This window comes from Telmatobacter sp. DSM 110680 (assembly GCF_039994875.1).
Classification (GTDB): domain Bacteria; phylum Acidobacteriota; class Terriglobia; order Terriglobales; family Acidobacteriaceae; genus Telmatobacter.
Genome location: NZ_CP121196.1, coordinates 1,721,096 through 1,742,801, shown reverse-complemented (window position 1 = coordinate 1,742,801; position 21,706 = coordinate 1,721,096). Strand labels below are relative to the sequence as shown.

The window sequence follows — 21,706 nt, the reverse complement described above, 5'->3', positions numbered from 1 at the left end:
CAATGTTTAGACGCGTTCGCTTCGGTCTTCAAATCTCCATCGCCCTGGCGATACTCGCGACCATGCACATAGAGACTGTTCCTGCGCAAACCTCGTCAATCTCTTCTTCCGATCAAAAGATCCTCTCGGATTTCAGCAAACAGGCCAGGGACTACATCAGCAAAGAGCACTCTCTCGCCGCTGACAAGATGAAGCCGACATCGGACGTAGCCAAGCTGGAGCAGGAACGCAAGCAACTTCGCGATGCCGTGCAGCAGTCGCGCGCAAATGCGAAGCAAGGGGATCTATTTACGCCAGAAGCAGCGAAGGTATTTCGCAAACTGCTCGCCAATGTCTTGAACGGTCCTGGTAGCGCGAAGATAAAATCCAGCCTGAATCACGCTGAGCCCGGTGCTCCTGCTGCCTTCCGCGTCAACGACGAATTCCCTAACCGAAACGGTCAGCCGATTCAAACCGTTCCGCCAACCGTTTTGAAGGTCCTTCCTACCCTGCCGAAAGGGATGGACTATTGCATCGCTGGAACTACATTGGCGCTGCGAGACTCGAGCGCCAACATGGTCGTCGATTTCTTACCGAATGCGCTTCCTCAATGAAAAGGTTCACACTCCGATGCGTTACACACAACTTTTGTTTCTGCCTCTTCTTCTTGCCTTTTACCCGGGATTGCCCGGCGACGAGACGCCTCCAGCTCAACCTGAAGCCAAGCCCGATATTCGTCTGCCTTTAAAAGACGGCTCAGTGCGCTGGGCGGTGATAGGCGACAACGGCACGGGTGAGCGCCCTGAACTCGAAGTTGCCAACCAGATGCAGCGCTACTGGTCAGTGGTCAAATTTGATTTCGTTACCATGGATGGCGACAACATCTACGGCGGTCACTCTCCTCGCGACTTCCAGGTGAAGTTCGAAGAGCCGTACAAGATACTGCTCGATGAGAACGTGAAATTCTACGCATCTCTGGGAAATCACGATGACCCGCAGCTCGAAATTAATTACAAGCCCTACAGCATGGGCGGCAATCGCTACTACACCTTCCAGAAAAAGAATGTTCAGTTCTTCGTGCTCGACAGCAACTACATGACTCCTCAGCAGCTCTCATGGCTTGAAGACAAGCTGAAGAGCTCCAACGCCAAATGGAAGATAGCCTACTTCCATCACCCGTTATTCACGTGTGCAAAGTTCCATGGTCCCGATATCGACCTTCGCAACCAACTCATGCCGCTATTTACCAAATACGGCGTCAACGCTGTGTGGAGTGGCCACGAGCACGTGTATGAGCATTTGAAACCGCAACAGGGCATCTACTTCTTCCTTGAAGGTGAGTCAGGAGAGCTTAGATACCACAACATTCGAAGCTCGTGCGATCTTGACTTGGTCAAGCTCGACACCGACCGTAGTTTCATGCTGGTCGAAGTCGACGGCGATCAGATGTATTTCCAAACCATCGCTCGCTCCGGGCAGACCATTGACTCGGGCCAGCTAACCCTGCAGACCGCAAATCAAAAGTGACAACGAGGACTAAAAGCCAACAGGATGCTCTTAAAGCTTCTCAAGCGAATGGACTAGCTCGCCTGGGTGGGCTGCGTGCCCAGCATTCTTAGATATTCCTGCGTGAGGATGGCGCGGAGCCGCGGGGCTACCGCGGAGTCACATTCAAGCTCAAGCGAGCGGCAGCGGTCAATGGCGGCGCGCAAATCCCGAAGGAAAGCAATGCACGCAGGACACGCTTCAATATGTTCGCGCATTTGTTCGCATGTGACGGGATCAGTTCGACGGTCCATGTACTCGGAGAGATTCGAAAACAAATCGCGACACTCGGCGGGACGCCTTTCGCTTTTGACTGCGGCCCTCTTGGACTTTTTTTCAATTGTCTTAGTGTCCTCAGTTGAAGTTGATGCGCGATCCAGCATCTTGCTCATCTCTTTGCGGACCCATAAACGGGCGCGATGCAGGCGGACCCTAACCGTTCCGGGTTGCAAGGCGAGAACCTGGGCAACCTGTTCCGTGGTCAACTCTTCCATATCGTAGAGAACGAGAACGATGCGCAATTGGGCTGGAATCTTCAAGATTGCCTGATGCAACAGATGGTGTTGCTCGGCGTGAAGCAGGTTGTCTTCAGGTCCTTCTGCTGCATCTTGCAACAAGCGTCCCAGCTCCGCGTCATCCGGCATCAATTCATCGAGCGAAGCTGTCTGTCGAGGAGCATGAGCCGGCTTGCGACGCATGCGCCAGCAGCGGTTTCTCGTCACGGTATAGAGCCAGACTGCGAGAGCTTGTGGATCTTGAATTTTTGCAAGGTGCGGAAGCGAGCGGGATAGCACCTCCTGCATGGTGTCTTCGGCATCTTCAGGATGTCCGCAGACTTTCATACTGAAGGAATAGACCGTGTTCTGGAGCAGACCTATAGCTTCTTCGACGGATTCAGGGGTATTGCGACGCAGCAAATCCGTCGCCTGGATTAATTCGGGGCGCATATGCTGAGGCTTTCCGGAACACGATCAGTATATCTTTCCGTCATCGAATACTGGACTCGATCATGGCAATGCAGATTGGGCAAATCTTCTTTAGCCACTGATTTGACTCACGCGTGTGGGGCGCCGAACTGGAAGCGAGCCACGCACGCAGCAGTGCAAGCGCAAGGCCCAGATCGGCACCGGGGCGATTTGCCTCCAGTCGAAACATCTGACGATAGACTTCATCCTTGAGACGGTCGCTGTGATTGCCCCCAGGTTCTGACGTCGGCGCCGGCGTGCGCGTAGTCATCGGTCGACTCATCTCTATCAGCCCTTCAGTCCTATGGAGCGCAGCATATTCATTGCGGGGCACCAATTCGTGAATGCCGACTGCAACAGGTTGAGCCCTACAAATACCGTCAACCAAAGCCAATAGAGAGAAAAGAAATGCGCAAGCACAAGCGAGAGTAAAACCATAACACCTGCCATGAGGCGCACACCGCGTTCAACGTTCATGATGTGAATGCTCCTTTTTCAATTTCTGAATTAGATACCGACTTCGATTGATGACCAGAGTTCAGCATGTAATAGAGAACTGGAATGGTCGGCCACGAAAGAAAGGTCGAAGCGACCGCTCCCGCAATCAACGACAAAGCAAGACCTTGAAAAATTGGGTCGGTGAGTATGACGCTGGCACCGACGACAACGGCGGCCGCAGTAAGCAGCATGGGACGAAATCGGGTAGCTCCCGCATCGATGACGGCTTCGGCCAGCGGCATTCCTTCACGGATTCTGAGTTCAATGAAGTCAACGAGAATGATTGAATTACGCACGATGATGCCGGCACCGGCGATGAATCCGATCATCGAAGTAGCGGTGAAGAATGCGCCCAGCATCGCGTGGGCTGGCATGATTCCGACGAGAGTGAGAGGAATCGGCGCCATGATGATGAGCGGAACGAGGAAGGAACGGAACCAGCCTACGACCAGTACGTAAATAAGAATGAGCACTGCGGCAAACGCGAGACCCATATCGCGAAACACCTCGATTGTGATATGCCATTCGCCATCCCACTTCATTGAGTAATGATCCGTGGAATCAGGCATCGCGGAGTTATACCGCGCGAGCATGTATCCGGCCGGAAGAATGAGGCGATCAAGATCTTTGTTCATCTTGCCAATCGCGTAGACCGGACTCTCCTCCTGACCGGCCACGTCGCCGGTTACGTACACCACGCGGCGCAGGTTCTTGTGATAGATGCTGGGCTCAATGGTTTTGCGTTCGACTACGACCAGCTCACGTAAAGAGATCATGCCGCCATCGGCTCCGGGCAAACGAATGTTTTCGAGGGCTTGCTCAGACGAACGTTCTGCGCGGTCAAGTTCGACGATTGCAGGTATCGGTTCGCGGGAGAGTTGATCATGGAGCAGACCGACCTGTGCTCCGGAGATGGCAAGCGCCAATGCGTGCGCAACGTCGGAAACCGCAATGCCGTGCTGGGCGGCTTTGCTCTCGTTCACATGCATCACCAATCTTGGCTGAGCGTCTTCGACATACCAGTCTGTGTCGACGACTCCCGGCGTGTGCTGGAAGATCGCCTTGATCTGCTGCGCAACTTGAGTTTGTCCTGCAAGGTCAGGACCGTAGACTTCCGCGACCAAAGTTTGTACTACTGGCGGCCCAGGAGGAACTTCGCTCACCTGAATGCGCGCGCCGTAAGCATTTCCGATTTCGTCGAGCAGAGGCCGAAGTTTTTTAGCGATGGCATGGCTTTGTAGGCTGCGCTGGTTTGCGGGCAGCAAGTTGACCTGGATATCGGCCTGGTTGGGCTGACGGCGCATGTAGTAGTGGCGCACCAGTCCGTTGAAGTTGTAAGGGCCCGACGTTCCTGTATACGTCTGGTAGTTCAGAACCTCGGGCTGCTGGCCGAGTTTGTCACCCAAAACTTGGGCTACTCTCGCAGTCTGCTCCAGCGGCGTCCCGTCAGGCATGTTGATGACCACCTGTAGTTCGCTCTTGTTGTCGAATGGCAACATCTTTACGCGCACCAAACCCAGCGGCACAAGGGCGACCGAAATCAGAAAAAGCAATAGCACTCCAGCGAAGAACAGAGCACGATTATGCGTGGAGTGGATCAACGGCGTCATGATGCGGCGATATAGACGTGTGCGCCAATTCTCAGTGTCCGGTTCCAACAGTTTGGCACCTTCGAGATGCTTTCCGAGCAAGCGGAGAGCGGCCCACGGCGAAACTACAAAGGCGACAAGCAGAGAAAAGAGCATTGCGGCCGAGGCACCCACAGGAATGGGACGCATATACGGCCCCATCAGGCCACGAACAAAGGCCATGGGAAGAACAGCGGCAATTACGGCAAACGTCGCGAGAATTGTGGGATTGCCAACTTCAGCTACGGCTTCAACTGCAATCTGGCTCAGCGGGCGACCGTGATTTTCAGGCAGTCGGAAGTGACGCACCATGTTCTCGACCACCACGATTGCGTCGTCCACAAGAATGCCGATGCTGAAGATCAAGGCAAACAAGGTGACCCGATTGATGGTGTAACCCAACAAATAAAACACCGACATGGTGAGCGCGAGCGTGACCGGAATCGCGAGCAGCACCACTCCAGACTCGCGCCATCCTAAAAACAAGGCAACCAGAAAAGTGACCGATAGAGTCGCCAGCAGCAAGTGCTCTAGCAACTCATCTGATTTGTTTTTGGCTGTCTCTCCATAATTGCGCGTAGTGGTCACGGTCACATCGGCAGGGATGATGACGCCCTGCATTTCATGAACGCGCTTGAGAACAGCATTTGAGATTTCAGTTGCGTTGGTGCCTTTGCGCTTGGCCACGGTTACGGTGACTGCGGGATATTGGCGCGCCCCCTGAACTCCCGTTGCGGCAGCATTCGTAGTGCCGAAAACCACATAATCCGAAGGTTCCGCCGCGCCATCAACGATCTTTTCCGCAACATCGCGAAGATAAACCGGATGCCCACGAACGACACCGACAACTACACTTTCGAGATCTGCCTGGCTTGAAAAAAGGTTCCCGGCCTCGACGCGAACCTCCTGATTATTTTCGGCAAATCTTCCTGCCTGCACGGTGGCGTTGGCGCCCTGCAAACGGCTGACGATGGCCATCGCGGACAATCCGTACGCATTCAGTTTTCCGGTGCTGAGAACAACCCGCATGGTGCGCGGAAGACCGCCGATGATCACCGTCTCTGACACATCGGAAATCTGCGCGATATTGTGCTGGATCTCTGCCGCGAAACTGCGAAGTTGATACCCGTTATAGTGCGCGCCCCAAAGCGTGAGGGCAAGAATAGGAACATCATCAATCGAACGGGCCTTGATGATCGGCTGGGAAACGCCGGGAGTCATGCGGTCGAAGTTGGAATAGAGCTTGCTGTAAACCTTGATCAGCGCATCTTCCTGCGGAGTACCGACCAGGAACCGCACGATGACCAAGCTCTGCCCGGGGCTCGACGTTGAGTAAACATACTCGACACCACTGATCTGATGGACGAGATTTTCGATGGGTAGAGTGACGCGTTCTTCAACCTCTGTCGGTGAGGCGCCCGGCATGGCGGTGGTGATGTCGAGCATTGGTACGAGAATCTGCGGTTCTTCTTCGCGGGGGATGATGACAACCGAAAAAATTCCGACAGCCAGCGACGCAGCGACGAACAGCGGCGTCAGTTTGGAATTGAGAAAGCTGTGTGCCAGTCGCCCGGCGATTCCAAGGTCCTGCTTCATGGTTGAACCTCGACGCGTTTGCCGGCAAGGTCGCGATCTTCGGGACCATCGACAAGCTTTTCTCCAGAAGAGAGCCCTGAGAGAACTTCAACGAAATCAGCTTGCTCTGCACCCAGCGTGAGGGTTCTAAGTTGTGCGATTCCCTGGCTGTCCAGAACGTATCCACAAATGAGTGAACCGCGATTCACAATGGCTGTTCGGGGGACAACAATCGCCTGCCGAACGCCGTTGTTAAACGACGCAGTTGCATACATGCCCGCGCGTAGGTGGTTTGAGGGCGGCAGATCAATCTTGATCAGAAAGCTGTGACTAGCCGGATCGGCGGCGGGCATAATCTCCGCAACCGTACCGTCGATCGTTGAGGAGTCAGCACTATTGCCTGCGACCTGGACTTTCATCCCCTTGCGAATGGCAGCGATCAGGGACTCGTCCACTGTGACCTGAAGCTGCACAACTCCGGCCTGATCGATCTGCAGCAGGGACACCCCGGGTGCGGCCATTGTCCCTGGATCGGCCATGCGTGCGGTCACCACTCCGGCGAATGGCGCAACGATTCGCGTGTAGCCCAGCATCGTGTGCGCGCCGGCCACCTGGGCCCTCGCAGCATCCGATTGCGCTCGCACAGCTTCGAGTCTTGCGGTTGCAGCTTCTGCGCGGCGCGTTACTTCATCCATCTCCTGCGGGCTTACGCTCTTCTGCACTTCAAGCTGGCGATAGCGTTCCAGCGTGCTGGCAGCGAGCTTGGCGTCGGTTTCAGCCGCGGTGATTTGGCTCCTGGCGGCCTGCTCGCCTGCCTGCGCCTGATCCGCGGACGCACGCATCGACGCGTCATCGAGTATGACCAGAGATTGCCCGGCGCGCACCTCGTCCCCTTCGCGTACCAGAACCTGCTGGATGCGGCCCATGATCTGCGCGGATATGATTGCGGTTTCCCGAGCATGGATGGTGCCGGTCGATTGGATCATCTGGGGCACCTGCCGCTGTTGACTCTCGACAACACGTGCGTTCACGGTCTGTACAGGTGATACAGGCGTAGAGTTCGCTCCATCGCAGCCGGCCAGCAGCATTGCGGAGAAAACCATCAGGAAACCCGATACAAGATTCTTCATTGCAATTCCTCCGCAGCATCGGGCGTCAGTGTCCCTGTCGCGTATAGAAGTTCGGCATATGCCATGGTGTTTCCATAGACCGCATGCCAGTAATTGGATTGGCTCTGCCGCTCCGCATCCTCTGCTCGCAGCAGATCGGTAATCGTGGCAAGCCCGGCGCCGTAGCGATTCCTGACGATGCGCAGACTTTCTGTCGCTTGATCCACCGCGACCTGCGCAGTCTCAAGGGACAGGGCCGCGGTCTGGCGATGGATATGTGCCTGGTTCACTTCAAGGCGCACATGCAATTGGGAAGCTGCGAACTGCGCCTCAATTCGTTGTTGAGCGGCAGTTTCTCTTGCAACCTGAGCGCGCTTGCCTAAAGGCAAAATGTCGATGCTGATCTGCACCCCCGCTACCCAGTTGCTGCCTCCTGACGCACCCAGCGAACCGCGGTCCTCTTCCCAATTTCCGTAGGTGCTTATGCGCGGACCGAATTCCGATCGTGCCGCTCCCACCGCGGATGCCTGTGCTGACCGCGCTAGGGCGAGGGCGGAAATATCCGGGCGCGACTTGGATGCTGTTTCGATTTCCTGTTCCAACGGAAGCTGCGGGAATGTGTGCGGTTCGATCGGTTTTAGATCTGAAGCTTGCAGATCCGCTACACCCATCGCTTCTCGCAGTTGGGCCCACGCCAGTTCCAGATCACCCTGTGCCGCAATCAACTCTTGTTTGCGGGCGGCTCCATTCACCTGTGCCGACATGCGATCGGACTCGACCGCAAGGCCAGCCTTTACGTGGTCGTCGACTGAAGTCAGCAGCGCCGCCGCCGTCTCCTGCTCGTGCTCGGCTACGTCGACCTCTCGCTGAGCGAAGAGCACCGATTGGTATGCCGTCACGACGCGGAAGACAATCTGCTGATCGACTGCCTTGCCCGACAATTGAGCACTCTGCTTCAAGCTGTCGGCACGACGAATCTCTCTCTGTGTCTTAAATGAATCGAAGGCCACCCACGAACCGGACAGCCGCGTCGAGAAATCGCCAAGCGGATCTGGATGATTTAGAGCATCGATCGCAAAGTCTGCTTGCGTGAACTGCCTTTGCCTCAGCCGCGAGCCGAAAACATACACGGGATCGTTTCCGCGGGAGATGTCTTCAATAAAGCTCAGTTGCGGCAGCAGCGCGGTGCGAGACAGAACAGCCCCCGCGTCGGCTTCCCGATTGCCAGCTCGTGCGATTGCAGCGTCAGGGCTTTTGCCCAAGGCTGTTTCAATGGCGTCTCGGAGCTTGAGTGCACCTTGCCCCGTAGCGGCGATGCCGTCTACGAGCGTTAGAAGGACAAGGCCCAGAAACCGAGCGCGGACAAAATTGGGTCTACTTAACTTTCCTGCTTTATCCATTTAAAGGATTAAAGCCACGAGTATGCAGATTCGTTACAGATTCGCCCGAGAAACAGCAAAACAGGTTGCCTACAGCACCGGAATAGATCAGCCGGTGTTACAGATGAACACCCTAAGAAGTTGAAGGCAGACAACCTAAGCGGCAGAGCATGTCTCAAACTTTGAGATAGCTGCCCCCATGCTTCCGCGGTCGGACGAATTCCGACAAATTAGAGATGTAAATAAGGAGGAAACAATGTTTTTAGGGATAGGAATTGTGTTGGTTCTACTGTGGCTGGGTGGATTCGTAATGTTCCATACGGCGGGTTTTCTCATCCATATCTTATTGGTGTTGGCGTTAGTCTCCTTTGTGTTTCACTTTCTGCGCGGCAGAACTTCGACAGTTTAGAAGCCTGCATGCAAACTGAGTGAAAGACGCGGAGGATTCCCATCTACTTGAAGTGTTCGCCTCGCATTCCTAGTGTGTGCGAGGCGAATCTGCGTTTCTGGATGCTTAGGCTTGGCTGTACGCCTTGGAATTGATCCGGTTTGCCGCTACTCGACGCATATCAGTATAGAAGCGCACTCTAAGCTCAAATCCATCCCATTCGCTACACCCTCCAGCTTTCCCGGATTGCGACAAGACTCGCTCGGGAAAAGAAGCGCAATCTCTTGCCTAAGTCCTCTTTCAGGAGGAAGATATTTCGTGCGCCACTTCCCCTGGTGGGCGCCGGCACGGGAGGTCCTGTGGCAAGCTCGGCCCATTCGACTCCGCCAATTGCGGAGATCGATGTTCTATGGATTACCGCAGGGCTCGGATGCGATGGTGACACTATCGCCATGACGGCTGCGACGCAGCCTAGCATTGAGGACGTCATCCGGGGTGGTATTCCATGGATACCCAAGGTCAACTTCCACAACCCATTCCTCTCTTTTGAAAATGGGGATGAGTTTCTGCGTCGATTTCACCTGGCTGCCGATGGCGGCGTCGATCCCTTCATCCTTGTTGTTGAAGGTTCCATCCCCAACGAAAACAATAAGCAAGAGGGCTATTGGGCATCGCTCGGCACTGACGCTGCAACCGGCCAGCCCATAACCACCTGTGCGTGGATCGACCGCCTCGCGCCGCATGCCTGGGCGGTAATTGCGGTGGGAACCTGTGCGACTTATGGCGGCATCCATGCGATGGAGGGCAATCCCACCGGCTGCATGGGCCTGCCCGACTATCTCGGGTGGCAATGGCAGTCAAAAGCGAAAATCCCGATCGTCTGCGTTCCCGGATGTCCCGTGCAGCCTGACAACTTCATGGAGACGCTTCTCTACCTGTTGTACATGGCTGCTGGACGGTCGCCGATGATCCCTCTCGACAGCGCGCTTAGACCCACCTGGCTTTTCGGTAGCACAGTGCACGAGGGGTGCGATCGCGGCGGATATTACGAACAGGCTCAGTTTGCCGAGGAGTACGGGTCACCGCTTTGCATCGTAAAACTGGGTTGTTGGGGACCAGTCGTGCAATGCAATGTAGGCAAGCGCGGGTGGATGGGCGGGATTGGCGGCTGTCCCAATGTTGGCGGAATCTGTATTGGCTGCACCATGCCTGGCTTCCCAGACAAATTTATGCCGTTCATGAATCAACCACCCGGTTCACTCCTATCATCGGCCGCCGTCGAAACCTATGGGCGCGCTATCCATGCTTTACGCAAATTTACCCAGGCATCTCTGAACAAAGTTCCAAGCTGGCGTCAACGGCAATCTGTCCCCGGCAAGTCCGACTGACATCCAACCTGAAGATTTGTAAGCAAGCCTTACACCGGAGTGATGAATGGCATTGCTGGCGCAAACCGAATGGGAAGACCGGCCCTCTCAACGCGAGGCCGAGTGGGGTAGTGTTCCCGTGATACCGGATCTGGGCGCAGCTGAGGCTCTTCTACTCGAACTGGCGAGCGTATTCGCTGCGCCGGGCAATGCGGCGGTCAACGATCTATCGCCATCCGATCAGTCCGACGCGTCGAATCTCGAAGCCAAATACCGCGCGCTTCTTGAACAGATCCCAGCCGTGGTTTTCATGGCGTACCTCGATCGTGGCGTGAGCGAGGCATTCGTCAGTCCTGAGATTGAGGCAGCACTCGGTTATTCGCGCGAAGAGTGGCTTGAAGATCCGGTGCGATGGTACGCACGCATCCATCCCGACGACAAGCAACGCTGGAGCCTTGAGGCTGCCGGAATGTTTCTCTCCGGCAAGCCGCTGCGCTCCTCTTATCGTGTCATGGCGCGCGACGGTCGCGTTGTATGGTTCCACTGCGATGCGCGTATGGTGCGCCGTCCTGACGGTTCACCGTGGTTCATTCATGGCGTGGCGATCGATATCACGGATTTGAAAGACACTGAACGCGCCCTGCAACAGGAACGCAACACTGTGTCCGCAATTCTCGATACGGTCGGTGCGCTCGTGACTGTCCTCGACCTCGATGGACGCATCGTGCGCTTCAATCGAGCATGCGAGCTAACCACCGCATATGCACTGGACGAGGTACGCGGCAGGCGCCTGTGGGAGTTCTTCCAACAAGAAGAAGAGGCGGAACGCGCAAGGTCCGTGCTTCTGCAATTAAGCGGGGACCTGCTTCCCCAGGATTTTCAGAGTCACTGGGTGACGCGACACAATACGAATCGTCTGATCGCCTGGTCTTGCTCGATGTTGCCTGGCAGCGATGATGGGATACCTCGGTACATCATCGCCACCGGTATCGATATCACCGAACGCGAACAACTGGAGAGAGCGCTGTTGGAGATCAGTGCGCGCGAGCAGCGGCGCATCGGTCAGGATCTGCATGATGGACTAGGCCAACATCTAACAGGCATCGCGTTCATGGCCAAAGCCCATGAAGCAAAGCTCGCCGAGAAACAGCTTCCGGACACAGCCGACGCCGCGAAGATCGTAAAGCTGGTGAACGAAGCGATCCATAAAACGCGCGAGCTGGCGCGTGGCCTTCTTCCGGTTGTCTCGGATTCACAGGGACTGATGTCGGCACTCCAACTCCGGGCGGGCGAAGTGGAAGATCTGTTCGGAATCTCCTGCGGCTTTGAGTGTGCGACCGACGTGCTCATTCACGATGATGCCATGGCCACGCATCTGTATCACATTGCGCAGGAGGCGGTGAACAACGCCATCAAGCACGGACACGTCTCTGGCATCATAATCAGCCTGACCGCGGAAGGCGGATGGGGCAAACTGATCATCCGCGATGACGGCACAGGCATCGCAGAAGATCGAGCGTCGACCCCCGGAATGGGCCTGCACATCATGAGCTACAGGGCGGGCATGATCGGCGGAAGGTTGGAGATTCGCCCAAATCTGCCTCACGGCACCTGTGTCATCTGCATGTTCCCCATCGAAGCCGCGCAGGGAAAGGGAAAAGCCAATGACGACAAATTCTGTCCTTGACCGATCGCAGTACGGCAAGAAGACTGTGCTGGTTGTTGACGATCACCCGCTCATGCGGCAGGGCCTGGCGCTGCTGATCAATCAGCAGCACGACATGCAGGTATGCGGCGAAGCTGAGGAGGCTCAGGCGGCAATGCATGCCATAGCGCAGTTGCGCCCTGACATCATGATCCTCGACATCTCCCTAAATGGGCCTGATGGGCTCGATATCCTCAAGAATATCCGCGCCACCAATCCTGATCTGCCTGTTCTCGTTCTCTCCATGCACGATGAAGCAATATACGCCGAGCGTGCTCTCCGCGCCCGAGCCAACGGCTACATCATGAAGCAGGAGGCCACCGAGAAAGTGCTTGTGGCCGTGCGCCGCATTCTCAACGGAGAGGTCTACCTCAGCGAGCGCATGTCCAACAAGATGCTGCAGCAGTATATCGGCGGCGCTCCCTCCATGATCCAGTCCCGCATCGCGTCTCTCTCCGATCGCGAACTGGAAGTCTTTCGGTTGATCGGCGAGGGCCGCGGCACTCGGGAGATCGCCGAGGAACTCCACTTGAGTATCAAAACAGTGGAAACCTACCAGGCTCACATCAAAGAGAAGCTCGCCCTGCGTAGCGGACGAGAGCTGATTCAGCATGCAATTCAATGGAAGATCGGCGAATAATTTCGTATTCGATGAACTCTTCAAGAAGCGAACTTTATCAGGAGGATTTGCGACGACATGTTTTCCGATCATAAGTATTTGCACCTTCCAAAGGGCATTGCTCCAACGTCTTCACTGGGAGCTACCGAAATCGGGTTTTCCCTTATCCAGCCAGTGCGAAAAGTATGAAGTTAGAATAGGGCCGGTCCCGCTTGCGACTATTTCCCGCTGTCTGGTGGGATAGCCAGTGTTCGATGAAGGCATCTTCCCCTCGTCTTTTGAGATAACCCCGCGCCGGTATTGACTAGGCGAAATCGAGAGACAGAATTGCTGGATTTGAACAGTTAACAAAGGTCGGCTCCAAGCTAAGTTCTCTGCAGCGGCGATGCGTAAGCGAGATCGTTCCCGTCTTCCGGGTTTCACTCGCGTGTGTCGCCGCTGACCTTTTTCTTGCAAGTTGTGCGAGCCAACTCACACTTGGTTCGCCCAGTTCTTAGGCAGCGTGAAAGAAGCAGGCCAGCCAGAATCCGTAAAGGAGATCCCAGATCATGACCGCACAAGCTGTACCCTATGGTCGAGTCACCCAGAAAAAACCCGCTGTGGCTGAACTGCACATATTGTGGATCACCGCCGGTCTGGGTTGCGACGGAGATTCCGTCTCCATCACGGCGGCCACGCAACCAAGCATCGAAGATGTTTTACTCGGCGCAATTCCAGGATTACCGAAAGTTCACCTGCATAATCCCGTGCTCGCCTACGAGTGCGGCGATGACTTCATGAAGTTCTGGTATGAAGCAGAGGCCGGCAGGCTTGATCCATTCGTCCTGGTTGTTGAAGGTTCCATCCCCAACGAGAAGATCAAGAAGGAAGGTTACTGGGCAGGGCTGGGGACCGATCCGCACACCGGACAGCCGATCACCACCAACGAATGGATCGATCGCCTCACGCCCAAAGCACTGGCCGTTATCGCCTGTGGCACATGCGCCACATACGGCGGCATTCATGCCATGGAAGGCAATCCGACCGGCTGCATGGGACTGGCTGACTACCTTGGTTGGGGCTGGAAATCGAAAGCGGGCCTACCCATCGTGAATGTTCCTGGGTGCCCCGTTCAGCCGGATAACTTCATGGAAACAGTGCTTTACCTGCTGTATCAAGTTGCGGGCCTCGCGCCCATGATTCCTCTCGATGAGCAGTTGCGGCCGACGTGGCTGTTCGGCAAGACCGTACACGATGGCTGCGATCGCGCAGCGTATTACGAGCAGGGTGACTTTGCCACCAGCTATGGCTCGCCCAAGTGCATCGTCAAGCTCGGCTGCTGGGGACCTGTCGTAAATTGCAATGTACCGAAGCGGGGCTGGATGGCCGGTATCGGCGGCTGTCCTAACGTTGGAGGAATCTGCATTGGCTGCACCATGCCTGGATTCCCCGACAAGTTCATGCCGTTCATGGATGAGCCTCCCGGAGCGAAACTGTCCACTTCGTCGATAGGTCCCTACGGCAAGGCGATGCGTGCTCTGCGCAGCATTACGAATTCGACTGTCAACAAAGAGCCCAAGTGGCGGCATCCGCGCGCCGAACTCACTACGGGCTACAAGTCCAGTTCCTACTAACCCGGCAAAGAAGGAGAAATCAAGATGGGCACGATTACCGCTACTCATTCGGAGCAAGAGGCTGGAAAGAGCCAGTTAGTAGAAATGAATTGGGATCCGATTACGCGGATCGTCGGCAGCCTCGGCATCTTCACAAAAATCGATTTCGGCAAACGCAAAGTCGCAGAGTGCCACAGCACCTCCTCTATCTTCCGTGGATACAGCATCTTCATGAAAGGCAAGGATCCGCGCGACGCCCATTTCATCACCAGTCGCATCTGCGGCATCTGCGGCGACAATCACGCCACTTGCGCGACCTATGCGCAGAACATGGCCTTCGGTGTCCGCCCCCCCGCCATGGCTGAGTGGATCGTCAACCTTGGTGAAGCCGCCGAATACATGTTTGACCACAACATCTTCCAGGACAATCTGGTCGGCGTCGACTTCTGCGAAAAGATGGTGAAAGAAACCAACCCCGGCGTGTGGGAGAAGGCAGCCAAGACTGCGTCACCGCATGCCGAGCTGCATGGTTTCAAAACTATCGGCGACATTATGACGGCGCTCAATCCCTTCACCGGCGCATTCTATATCGAAGCCTTGCAAGTCAGCCGCATGACGCGTGAGATGTTCTGCCTGATGGAAGGACGTCACGTCCATCCTTCGACTCTGTATCCGGGTGGAGTCGGCACAGTTCCCACCGTCCAGCTTTTCACTGACTACATCGTTCGCTTGATGAAGTATGTCGAGTTCATGAAGAAGGTCGTGCCGCTCCACGACGATCTCTTCAACTTCATCTACGAAGCCATGCCCGGCTACGAAGAAGTAGGACGCCGTCGCATCCTCCTCGGCTGCTGGGGGTCGTTTAACAATCCCGACGTCTGCGACTATACCTACAAGAATATGTCGGAGTGGGGTAGCGCTATGTACGTCACACCAGGCGTCGTTGTAGACGGCCAACTCGTGACCCACGACCTCGTTGATATCAATCTCAACATCCGCATCCTGCTCGGCAGCTCTTATTACGATGACTGGCAAAACTCACAGACCTTCGTGGCCAAGGATCCTCTCGGGAACCCTGTCGATCAGCGCCATCCGTGGAATCAGAGCACTTTCCCGAAGCCACAGAAGCGCGACTTCAAAGATAAATACACCTGGGTCATGTCTCCCCGGTGGTACGACAAGCGAACGGGTGACTACCTTGCGCTCGACACGGGCGGCGGCCCCATCGCACGGTTCTGGGCAACGGCGCTTGCAGGCATCGTTGACATCGGCTACATCAAGGCCACCGGCCACAGCGTCAAAATCTACTTGCCGAAGACCGTCTCTCTCCCAGAAACCGAATTTGAATGGCACATACCCAAGTGGAGCAATGCCATCGAACGCGATCGCGCCCGCACTTATTTCCAGGCCTACGCAGCGGCGGCAGCACTCTACTTCGCCGAACAGGCGCTGGCAGAGTTGCACGCCGGCCGCACCCGTACATGGAACGACTTCAAGGTCCCTGAAGAAGCTATCGGCTGCGGATTCCACGAGGCAGTGCGCGGTGTTCTTTCGCATCACGTCGTGATAAAGGACCACAAGATCGCCAACTATCACCCTTATCCTCCTACGCCTTGGAATGCCAACCCACGCGATTGCTATGGCACTCCCGGTCCGTATGAGGATGCGGTACAGAATACGCCAATCTTCGAGGAGAATGGTCCGGACAAATTCAAGGGCATCGATATCATGCGCGCAGTGCGCAGCTTTGATCCTTGCCTCCCATGCGGTGTGCACATGTATCTTGGCAACGGCAAAGTATTGGAGACCCACCATTCCCCGATGTTCGGTGTGGGGTCTGACGTTCATCGTTGAAATCGTTGGCCGAGTCAAAGTCAGAAGGGAGCCGGGGCCATTCATTTGTGGCAGTAATGCCAGTGAATGCCCGGCCTCTCACTTCTGATCAATTGCTCAAAGGAGGCGTGTGGCGAACGGCACCGAATTTCAGGAACAGGTTCGACAGCTCGGACAGTTGATCACGCAGTTCGATCAGATGCCCGACAACCCTCAGAAGATTGCTTGCAAACAACTCGTGCAACTTCTCATGGACGTGCATGGTGTGGGGCTCGACAGAATGATGGAGATTATCTTTGAAAACGAGGCCGCAGGCCCCGCAATCGTCGACAGGCTGGCGCAGGATAGCGTCACCAACAGTCTGCTACTCCTCTATTCGCTGCATCCGGATGATTTAGAGACGCGCCTCGACAAAGCAATCGAGCGCCTACGACCTCGGTTGCGAAAACTTTCATACAGCATCGATCTCATCCGCGTGTGTGAAGGAGCAGTGGAACTCAGTGTGACATCGACGTCAAGCGGACACAGTTGCGGCTCCACATCAAAAGATGTGCGCGCCATCGTGGAAGAGGGAATTTACGAGCTCGCTCCGGATGTGACCTCTCTGGATATTCGCGGACTGGAAGAGCCTGTGAATTCAGGATTCGTCGCTCTCGAAAGTCTCATGGGACACAGTCTTCTAACGGCTAATCAAAATTCTCACTCACTCCGAACGGATGGCGCCGATTGAGAACAACGCTAAAGAAAGGGTCCTGCTATGCCTGAAGAATCCATGCTCGGCTTTGAGCAGGCCTTTGGCGTTCTGCGCCAGTTCACCCGTTCGCGCAGTGCGGCTTCGCGAGCCGTTGAACATTGCGAGCTCTGCAGCGCCGGATTGCATCATGATCATCCCCACCTGGTTGAACTCGCCAATCGCCAGATCCTCTGCGCCTGTGATGCATGTGCCTTGCTCTTTGATGGACTTGAAAAATCAAAATTCAAGCGCGTATCCCGCACGCCCCAGTATCTCGCCAGCTTCGAAATGACCGACGGCCAGTGGGAAAGCCTGATGATTCCTATCAACATGGCCTTCTTGTTCCGGTCCAGTATTGAAAACAGAACCGTTGCGCTGTATCCAAGCCCCGCCGGCTCGGTTGAATCGCTTCTGCCACTTGATGCGTGGGAAGAAATCGCTGCTAATAACCCAGTCCTGCGTCTGCTCAAGCCGGACATTGAAGCTCTGCTCGTAAATCGTGTCGGTCACGCGCATGGACTGAGAGATGCCGAGTATTACATCGCGCCGATCGATGAGTGCTACAAGCTCGTCGGCCTGATTCGCACGAATTGGAAAGGCCTCTCCGGCGGAACCGAAGTGTGGACCGAGGTAGCCCGCTTCTTTGCGGAACTTCGATCTAAATCCGAAGTGATGCGCGGAGGTGTGAATGCCTGATCTCACATTCAAAATTGACAACGCCAGCGTCGTTCCGTTCGCCGCGGTTCCGATGCTTGCGTTCAAGTTGCAGATCACGAACTCCGTGCCAGATGAAGCGATTCACACCATCGCTCTGCGTTGTCAGATTCAAATCGAAGTGACGCGTCGCCGCTACACGCCCGGCGAGCAGGAACAGATGCTCGACCTCTTCGGACAACCCGATCGCTGGAGTCAGACTTTGCGCAGTCTGCTGTGGACGCACGTCAATTGGGTGGTTCCGACGTTTGCCGGAACTGAAACCGTAGTCGATATGCAGGTTCCCTGCTCTTTCGATTTCAACGTTGCCGCTACCAAATATTTCGCGGGTCTTACGGATGGCGAAATCCCCTTGTTGTTCCTCTTCAGCGGAACCATCTTTTACGCGCCTCCCGACAGTTCCCTGCAGGTCGCGCCAATCTCGTGGGAGCAAGAAGCGCGTTACAAACTCCCAGTGAAGCTCTGGCGCGAAATGATGGACGCCTACTACCCCAACAGCGTTTGGATCAATCTGCACAAGGATGTCTTCGAGCGGCTATATCGCTACAAGATGCAGCACAGCCTGCTCAGTTGGGAGCAAGCACTCGAACAGATCCTTGCCCGCCTCCGCACCGAAGAAGAGATTGAGGTGAACTCGTGAATCTGGAAGGGGTCGAGAAGATTGCCGAAGCCGTACTCTATGAGGGGTACATGCTCTATCCCTACCGGCCATCCTCGGTCAAAAACCAGCAGAGATGGAACTTCGGTGTGCTCTATCCGCCGTCGTGGTGCAATCAGGCGAGTTCCGATCGAAGCAGCATGCAGACTGAATGTCTGCTGAAGACGGATTCGTCGACGCGACTCACGGTCAAGATTCGCTTCTTGCAGATCGTGCAGCGCTCGGTTGCACAGGTTATTTCGCTCACTGCTGATCCGTTCGACACGCCGTTGCCGGAACTCAAGTCGGTTGACCGGCTTGAAATTCGTGACCACGTTTACCAACCCTGGCAGGAAGCCGTAGAGCGCGAGCTTTGCTATGACGATCTCGACCCGGCTGACTTCGCAACGATGCCGCCCTTACTGTTCTCGTTTCCCGGCGGGAAGAGCGTTGAATATCTGCGCGATGAGCAGGGCACAACCGTGGGCGCTCTTGTTCGCTCATGGAAAGCCCTTAACGGATCGGTAGAAATTCGTTCACTCGGCAGTCACGATGAAGTAGTCAAGATCAGCGTGCAAGTTGAGAATCTCACGATCTGTGATTCCGAGCCGGCCTCCGTCTTCGACGCCCGGGAGGCGATCCTGCTCCATTCGATGGTCTCGGCGCACACCATTCTCGGCACCGAGAACGGCGAATTCCTCTCCATGCTCGAACCGCCCGTTGGATTCGAAGATCAGGTGGCACAATGTCAGAACCTCGGGACGTGGCCCGTGCTTGCCACCGATAATGCGGACGCGATGTTGTCGTCGCCCATCATTCTTTACGACCATCCGCAGATCGCGCCGGAAAGCATCGGCAATCTCTTCGACTCCACTGAGATTGACGAAATTCTTTCCCTGCGCATTCTTACCCTCACTGACGACGAGAAACGCGAGATGCGCCAGTCCGACGATCGCACCCGCCGCATACTTGAGCGCACTGAGCAAATGCCCGAAGAGCAATTTGCAAAGTTGCACGGCATCCTGCGTGGCCTTAGCCCCATCAAGGAGAATATCCAGTGAACGAATGGGAATGGAATCTCCTCGAAGACAAAACCGCCACCGTGGATCACGTAGAAATCGAAGGTGTACCGGTAAGGGTCGGCGACCGCGTCAGGCTACGTCCCAAAGAAGGCGGCGACATTCTCGATATCGCATTGCGCGGTCAGATCGCGATCATCGAAAGCATTGAAGAAGACTACGAAGGCGCGCAGCATATCTGCGTAGTCATCGAGGATGATCCAGGCCGCGATTTGGGAATGATGCGGCAGCCAGGTCATCGCTTCTTCTTTACTCCCGCCGAAATAGAAACTCTTCGCGCGGCTCCCAACAGTCCTGGAGAAGATGCCACAACCGCGAAAGCCGTCAGGCCCACAATTCTCGTTGCCGGCATCGGCAACATCTTTCTCGGGGACGACGCGTTCGGCGTTGAAGTCGTACGCCGCCTGATGAGTCGTAACCTGCCTGCGCAGGTGCGTGTGGCAGACTTCGGCATTCGCGGCCTCGATCTCGCCTACGCCCTACAGGACAATTACGAAACCACCATCCTGATCGATGCATTTCCACATGGGCAGAGTCCAGGGACTGTTTCTGTAGTTGAGCCCGATCAGGAGGAGATCACTGCCGCGCCATCCGCTCTCGTCGAAGCGCACAGCATGCACCCACTGAATGTGCTGCGCATGGCCGCCGCAATGAATGGCACGCTCAATCGAGTGCTCCTGGTCGGCTGCGAACCGGAATCGCTAGGCGGCGACGAAGGCTTCATGGGACTCAGCAAACCGGTCGAGGCCGCAGTTGAAGAAGCAGCGAGCACGACAGAAGCACTCATCAGGAGACTTCTAGGTGGAGAATCCGCTTGAGGAATCGTAAGACGGAAAAGGAGAGCTCAAATGTCATTGGATCTGATGGAATCAACCGCAAACGGAACTGGAAACGAGAAGGACACTCTTTACATGCTGGGCGGCGTTGCTCTCATGGTCTTCGGAGCGGGATTGATTCTTTCTAATCCCACGATTCGTCGTTACATGTCGCAATTCGGCGTCGGGAATCTGGCGACAGCCGTGATCCCGGATGTAGAGCGTTACTTCAAACTTCGTGCCATGTAACTGAATCCGTGATCGAGTAAATGGAAACAGCCAAGGCCACTCTTCTTCATTACGTTGTCGATGCCAGGTCCAGCCGTTTTACGGTGCAGGCCTTTGCGGCTGGCATGTTGTCTGCTATGGGTCACAACCCCAAAATCGGCATTCGCACCTTCGCGGGCACAGTCGACTTCAGCGCCGAATCGGCGCAGGCTAGCGGTTTTCGATTATCCGTGAAGTCCAACTCGCTGGGAGTTCTGGATGACGTCAGCGACAAGGATCGCAGGGATATCGAAAAGATGATGAACGAGCAGGTCCTGGAGCCAACCAAATACCCCGACATCGTCTATGACGCCCCATCGGTCTCGATCACGCACATCGAAAGCGCACTCTTCTCCGCTGCACTCACCGGAACTCTCAGTTTTCATGGAGTGACCCGCAACCAGGCTATCTCGGCGCGAATCGCCGTATTTGATGAGATGTTGCGCGCCTCCGGCGAATTCACACTGAATCAATCCGACTACGGCATCAAACCGATCTCCGTCGCCGGCGGCGCTTTGAAAGTGAAAGACGAACTGAAATTTTCGTTCGAGATGGTGGTCCGCAGACAGAATTGATGCCGACAATCGGCAACCACCGACAGAGCTTCGCGATTGATGCGAAACGGACGCCAGTATGTTTCACCGAGTCTACGGCACATCCGCACCGCACTCTCTTTGTCCTGGCTAGGAAGCTCGCTCCAGGTTGTCGGATCCCGGCTCAGTCAACGGAAGCCCCTTCAAGAACTGCGCCAACTTGGTCAAATCCATCCGTGAAGGCTCCTGTGACTCACCAGCATTCTCTTCGGCAGGCTGCAGAAACGAAAATCCGACACCGTCCACACCGATTCTAGCCACCGTCGAAAACACGGTTAAAGTCTGTCCCTGCGCATATTCATCGACACGCTCAAGAGTCACGGGAAATCCGGTACCGGTAATCCAACGCTCTTCAGTAACCATGTAGAAGCCGGCAACGCTGATGTCGCCGATCTTGTACAGTTTCGACGACCGCAGTGTCCCAAGATAGGCCACAACGGGCGGCATGGTGTGTCGGTTTGCTACGCGCTGATCTGGAACCAGCCAACGCATCAGGCGCTTCATCAGGGGATCTTTTTGGCGTGGAGCCGTCATGCTTTTCTCCAACGTGGGGTTCGAGGAGTGAATCACCTTAATCTCGGCCAAACGGGGAGTCGAATTCGGCTGCTCGTTTGCACGGCTAAGTTGTACGTACATAGTCGCAGATTCCTTTCAGGCACACCAGTAGCAAACAGCGAGACAAGTCT

General features: G+C 55.5%; 22 protein-coding genes. 15 read left to right on the top strand and 7 right to left on the bottom strand.

Features of this window, described 5'->3' with window-relative positions; translation table 11 throughout:
- The first annotated feature begins 2 nt into the window (after positions 1–2).
- On the top strand, positions 3–593 hold the full coding sequence (locus tag P8935_RS07160; protein ID WP_348264305.1) for a hypothetical protein: 591 nt from the start codon (positions 3–5) through the stop codon (positions 591–593).
- Positions 577–1,506 (top strand): metallophosphoesterase, encoded by a 930-nt coding sequence (locus P8935_RS07155; protein WP_348264304.1) that lies wholly within the window; start codon positions 577–579, stop codon positions 1,504–1,506. The genes P8935_RS07160 and P8935_RS07155 overlap by 17 nt, the downstream gene beginning before the upstream one ends.
- 53 nt (positions 1,507–1,559) lie before the next feature.
- Here P8935_RS07155 and P8935_RS07150 read toward each other — a convergent pair whose 3' ends face one another.
- From P8935_RS07150 to P8935_RS07125, 6 genes are read right to left on the bottom strand one after another with little or no spacing between them, the layout of a single operon-like run.
- The gene (locus P8935_RS07150; RefSeq protein WP_348264303.1) at positions 1,560–2,471 is read right to left on the bottom strand and encodes a sigma-70 family RNA polymerase sigma factor; all 912 of its coding nucleotides are present in this window, start codon (positions 2,469–2,471) and stop codon (positions 1,560–1,562) included.
- Between the two features lie 40 nt (positions 2,472–2,511).
- The gene (locus tag P8935_RS07145) at positions 2,512–2,772 is read right to left on the bottom strand and encodes a hypothetical protein (RefSeq protein ID WP_348264302.1); all 261 of its coding nucleotides are present in this window, start codon (positions 2,770–2,772) and stop codon (positions 2,512–2,514) included.
- 5 nt (positions 2,773–2,777) lie between these two features.
- Positions 2,778–2,966, bottom strand: coding sequence for a DUF2892 domain-containing protein (locus P8935_RS07140; protein WP_348264301.1), 189 nt, complete (start codon positions 2,964–2,966; stop codon positions 2,778–2,780).
- Complete coding sequence (locus P8935_RS07135) at positions 2,963–6,211, bottom strand: efflux RND transporter permease subunit (protein WP_348264300.1); 3,249 nt, start codon at positions 6,209–6,211, stop codon at positions 2,963–2,965. Before P8935_RS07135 ends, P8935_RS07140 begins: the two co-directional genes overlap by 4 nt.
- Complete coding sequence (locus P8935_RS07130) at positions 6,208–7,320, bottom strand: efflux RND transporter periplasmic adaptor subunit (protein WP_348264299.1); 1,113 nt, start codon at positions 7,318–7,320, stop codon at positions 6,208–6,210. Before P8935_RS07130 ends, P8935_RS07135 begins: the two co-directional genes overlap by 4 nt.
- A complete protein-coding gene (locus tag P8935_RS07125) occupies positions 7,317–8,699 on the bottom strand; it encodes a TolC family protein (RefSeq protein ID WP_348264298.1) in 1,383 nt (460 codons plus the stop codon). The genes P8935_RS07130 and P8935_RS07125 overlap by 4 nt, the downstream gene beginning before the upstream one ends.
- Positions 8,700–8,877: 178 nt before the next feature.
- Here P8935_RS07125 and P8935_RS07120 point away from each other — a divergent pair, with 178 nt between their 5' ends.
- The 13 genes from P8935_RS07120 to P8935_RS07060 all read left to right on the top strand — a co-directional run bounded on the left by P8935_RS07120 (position 8,878) and on the right by P8935_RS07060 (position 21,002).
- A complete protein-coding gene (locus P8935_RS07120; protein WP_348264297.1) occupies positions 8,878–9,087 on the top strand; it encodes a lmo0937 family membrane protein in 210 nt (69 codons plus the stop codon).
- Positions 9,088–9,425: 338 nt separating this feature from the next.
- A complete protein-coding gene (locus P8935_RS07115) occupies positions 9,426–10,454 on the top strand; it encodes a hydrogenase expression protein HypE (protein ID WP_348264296.1) in 1,029 nt (342 codons plus the stop codon).
- A 46-nt stretch (positions 10,455–10,500) separates the two neighbouring features.
- Positions 10,501–12,120, top strand: a complete 1,620-nt coding sequence (locus P8935_RS07110) for a PAS domain S-box protein (protein ID WP_348264295.1) — start codon at positions 10,501–10,503, stop codon at positions 12,118–12,120.
- Positions 12,098–12,778: a response regulator transcription factor gene (locus tag P8935_RS07105; protein ID WP_348264294.1), complete on the top strand. Its 681-nt coding sequence runs from the start codon at positions 12,098–12,100 to the stop codon at positions 12,776–12,778. Before P8935_RS07110 ends, P8935_RS07105 begins: the two co-directional genes overlap by 23 nt.
- Positions 12,779–13,305: 527 nt before the next feature.
- Complete coding sequence (locus P8935_RS07100) at positions 13,306–14,370, top strand: hydrogenase expression protein HypE (protein ID WP_348264293.1); 1,065 nt, start codon at positions 13,306–13,308, stop codon at positions 14,368–14,370.
- 24 nt (positions 14,371–14,394) lie between these two features.
- On the top strand, positions 14,395–16,203 hold the full coding sequence (locus P8935_RS07095; protein WP_348264292.1) for a nickel-dependent hydrogenase large subunit: 1,809 nt from the start codon (positions 14,395–14,397) through the stop codon (positions 16,201–16,203).
- 109 nt (positions 16,204–16,312) lie between these two features.
- Positions 16,313–16,912, top strand: a complete 600-nt coding sequence (locus tag P8935_RS07090) for a hypothetical protein (RefSeq protein WP_348264291.1) — start codon at positions 16,313–16,315, stop codon at positions 16,910–16,912.
- Between the two features lie 27 nt (positions 16,913–16,939).
- Positions 16,940–17,611 carry a DUF5947 family protein gene (locus tag P8935_RS07085; protein ID WP_348264290.1) on the top strand — a complete coding sequence of 224 codons (672 nt, stop codon included), beginning with the start codon at positions 16,940–16,942 and terminating at the stop codon, positions 17,609–17,611.
- The gene (locus tag P8935_RS07080; protein ID WP_348264289.1) at positions 17,604–18,269 is read left to right on the top strand and encodes a DUF6084 family protein; all 666 of its coding nucleotides are present in this window, start codon (positions 17,604–17,606) and stop codon (positions 18,267–18,269) included. Before P8935_RS07085 ends, P8935_RS07080 begins: the two co-directional genes overlap by 8 nt.
- Positions 18,266–19,327, top strand: a complete 1,062-nt coding sequence (locus P8935_RS07075) for a hypothetical protein (protein ID WP_348264288.1) — start codon at positions 18,266–18,268, stop codon at positions 19,325–19,327. Before P8935_RS07080 ends, P8935_RS07075 begins: the two co-directional genes overlap by 4 nt.
- Complete coding sequence (locus P8935_RS07070) at positions 19,324–20,163, top strand: hydrogenase maturation protease (RefSeq protein WP_348264287.1); 840 nt, start codon at positions 19,324–19,326, stop codon at positions 20,161–20,163. Before P8935_RS07075 ends, P8935_RS07070 begins: the two co-directional genes overlap by 4 nt.
- A gap of 30 nt (positions 20,164–20,193) precedes the next feature.
- Positions 20,194–20,409 (top strand): hypothetical protein, encoded by a 216-nt coding sequence (locus P8935_RS07065; RefSeq protein ID WP_348264286.1) that lies wholly within the window; start codon positions 20,194–20,196, stop codon positions 20,407–20,409.
- Between the two features lie 20 nt (positions 20,410–20,429).
- Positions 20,430–21,002: a YceI family protein gene (locus P8935_RS07060; RefSeq protein ID WP_348264285.1), complete on the top strand. Its 573-nt coding sequence runs from the start codon at positions 20,430–20,432 to the stop codon at positions 21,000–21,002.
- A 108-nt stretch (positions 21,003–21,110) separates the two neighbouring features.
- Here the strand turns inward: P8935_RS07060 and P8935_RS07055 are convergent, their stop codons facing one another.
- The gene (locus P8935_RS07055; protein WP_348264284.1) at positions 21,111–21,554 is read right to left on the bottom strand and encodes a hypothetical protein; all 444 of its coding nucleotides are present in this window, start codon (positions 21,552–21,554) and stop codon (positions 21,111–21,113) included.
- Positions 21,555–21,706 lie beyond the last annotated feature (152 nt).

Bases quoted from the DNA above. Each gene is read 5' to 3' on its own strand.
- P8935_RS07130 (WP_348264299.1), bottom strand. From the start codon at position 7,320: ATGAAGAATCTTGTATCGGGTTTCCTGATGGTTTTCTCCGCAATGCTG.
- P8935_RS07100 (WP_348264293.1), top strand. From the start codon at position 13,306: ATGACCGCACAAGCTGTACCCTATGGTCGAGTCACCCAGAAAAAACCC.
- P8935_RS07095 (WP_348264292.1), top strand. From the start codon at position 14,395: ATGGGCACGATTACCGCTACTCATTCGGAGCAAGAGGCTGGAAAGAGC.
- P8935_RS07125 (WP_348264298.1), bottom strand. From the start codon at position 8,699: ATGGATAAAGCAGGAAAGTTAAGTAGACCCAATTTTGTCCGCGCTCGG.
- P8935_RS07155 (WP_348264304.1), top strand. From the start codon at position 577: ATGCGCTTCCTCAATGAAAAGGTTCACACTCCGATGCGTTACACACAA.
- P8935_RS07120 (WP_348264297.1), top strand. From the start codon at position 8,878: ATGCTTCCGCGGTCGGACGAATTCCGACAAATTAGAGATGTAAATAAG.
- P8935_RS07140 (WP_348264301.1), bottom strand. From the start codon at position 2,966: ATGAACGTTGAACGCGGTGTGCGCCTCATGGCAGGTGTTATGGTTTTA.
- P8935_RS07060 (WP_348264285.1), top strand. From the start codon at position 20,430: ATGGAAACAGCCAAGGCCACTCTTCTTCATTACGTTGTCGATGCCAGG.
- P8935_RS07160 (WP_348264305.1), top strand. From the start codon at position 3: ATGTTTAGACGCGTTCGCTTCGGTCTTCAAATCTCCATCGCCCTGGCG.
- P8935_RS07135 (WP_348264300.1), bottom strand. From the start codon at position 6,211: ATGAAGCAGGACCTTGGAATCGCCGGGCGACTGGCACACAGCTTTCTC.
- P8935_RS07105 (WP_348264294.1), top strand. From the start codon at position 12,098: ATGACGACAAATTCTGTCCTTGACCGATCGCAGTACGGCAAGAAGACT.
- P8935_RS07055 (WP_348264284.1), bottom strand. From the start codon at position 21,554: ATGACGGCTCCACGCCAAAAAGATCCCCTGATGAAGCGCCTGATGCGT.
- P8935_RS07065 (WP_348264286.1), top strand. From the start codon at position 20,194: ATGTCATTGGATCTGATGGAATCAACCGCAAACGGAACTGGAAACGAG.
- P8935_RS07110 (WP_348264295.1), top strand. From the start codon at position 10,501: ATGGCATTGCTGGCGCAAACCGAATGGGAAGACCGGCCCTCTCAACGC.
- P8935_RS07145 (WP_348264302.1), bottom strand. From the start codon at position 2,772: ATGAGTCGACCGATGACTACGCGCACGCCGGCGCCGACGTCAGAACCT.
- P8935_RS07150 (WP_348264303.1), bottom strand. From the start codon at position 2,471: ATGCGCCCCGAATTAATCCAGGCGACGGATTTGCTGCGTCGCAATACC.
- P8935_RS07080 (WP_348264289.1), top strand. From the start codon at position 17,604: ATGCCTGATCTCACATTCAAAATTGACAACGCCAGCGTCGTTCCGTTC.
- P8935_RS07085 (WP_348264290.1), top strand. From the start codon at position 16,940: ATGCCTGAAGAATCCATGCTCGGCTTTGAGCAGGCCTTTGGCGTTCTG.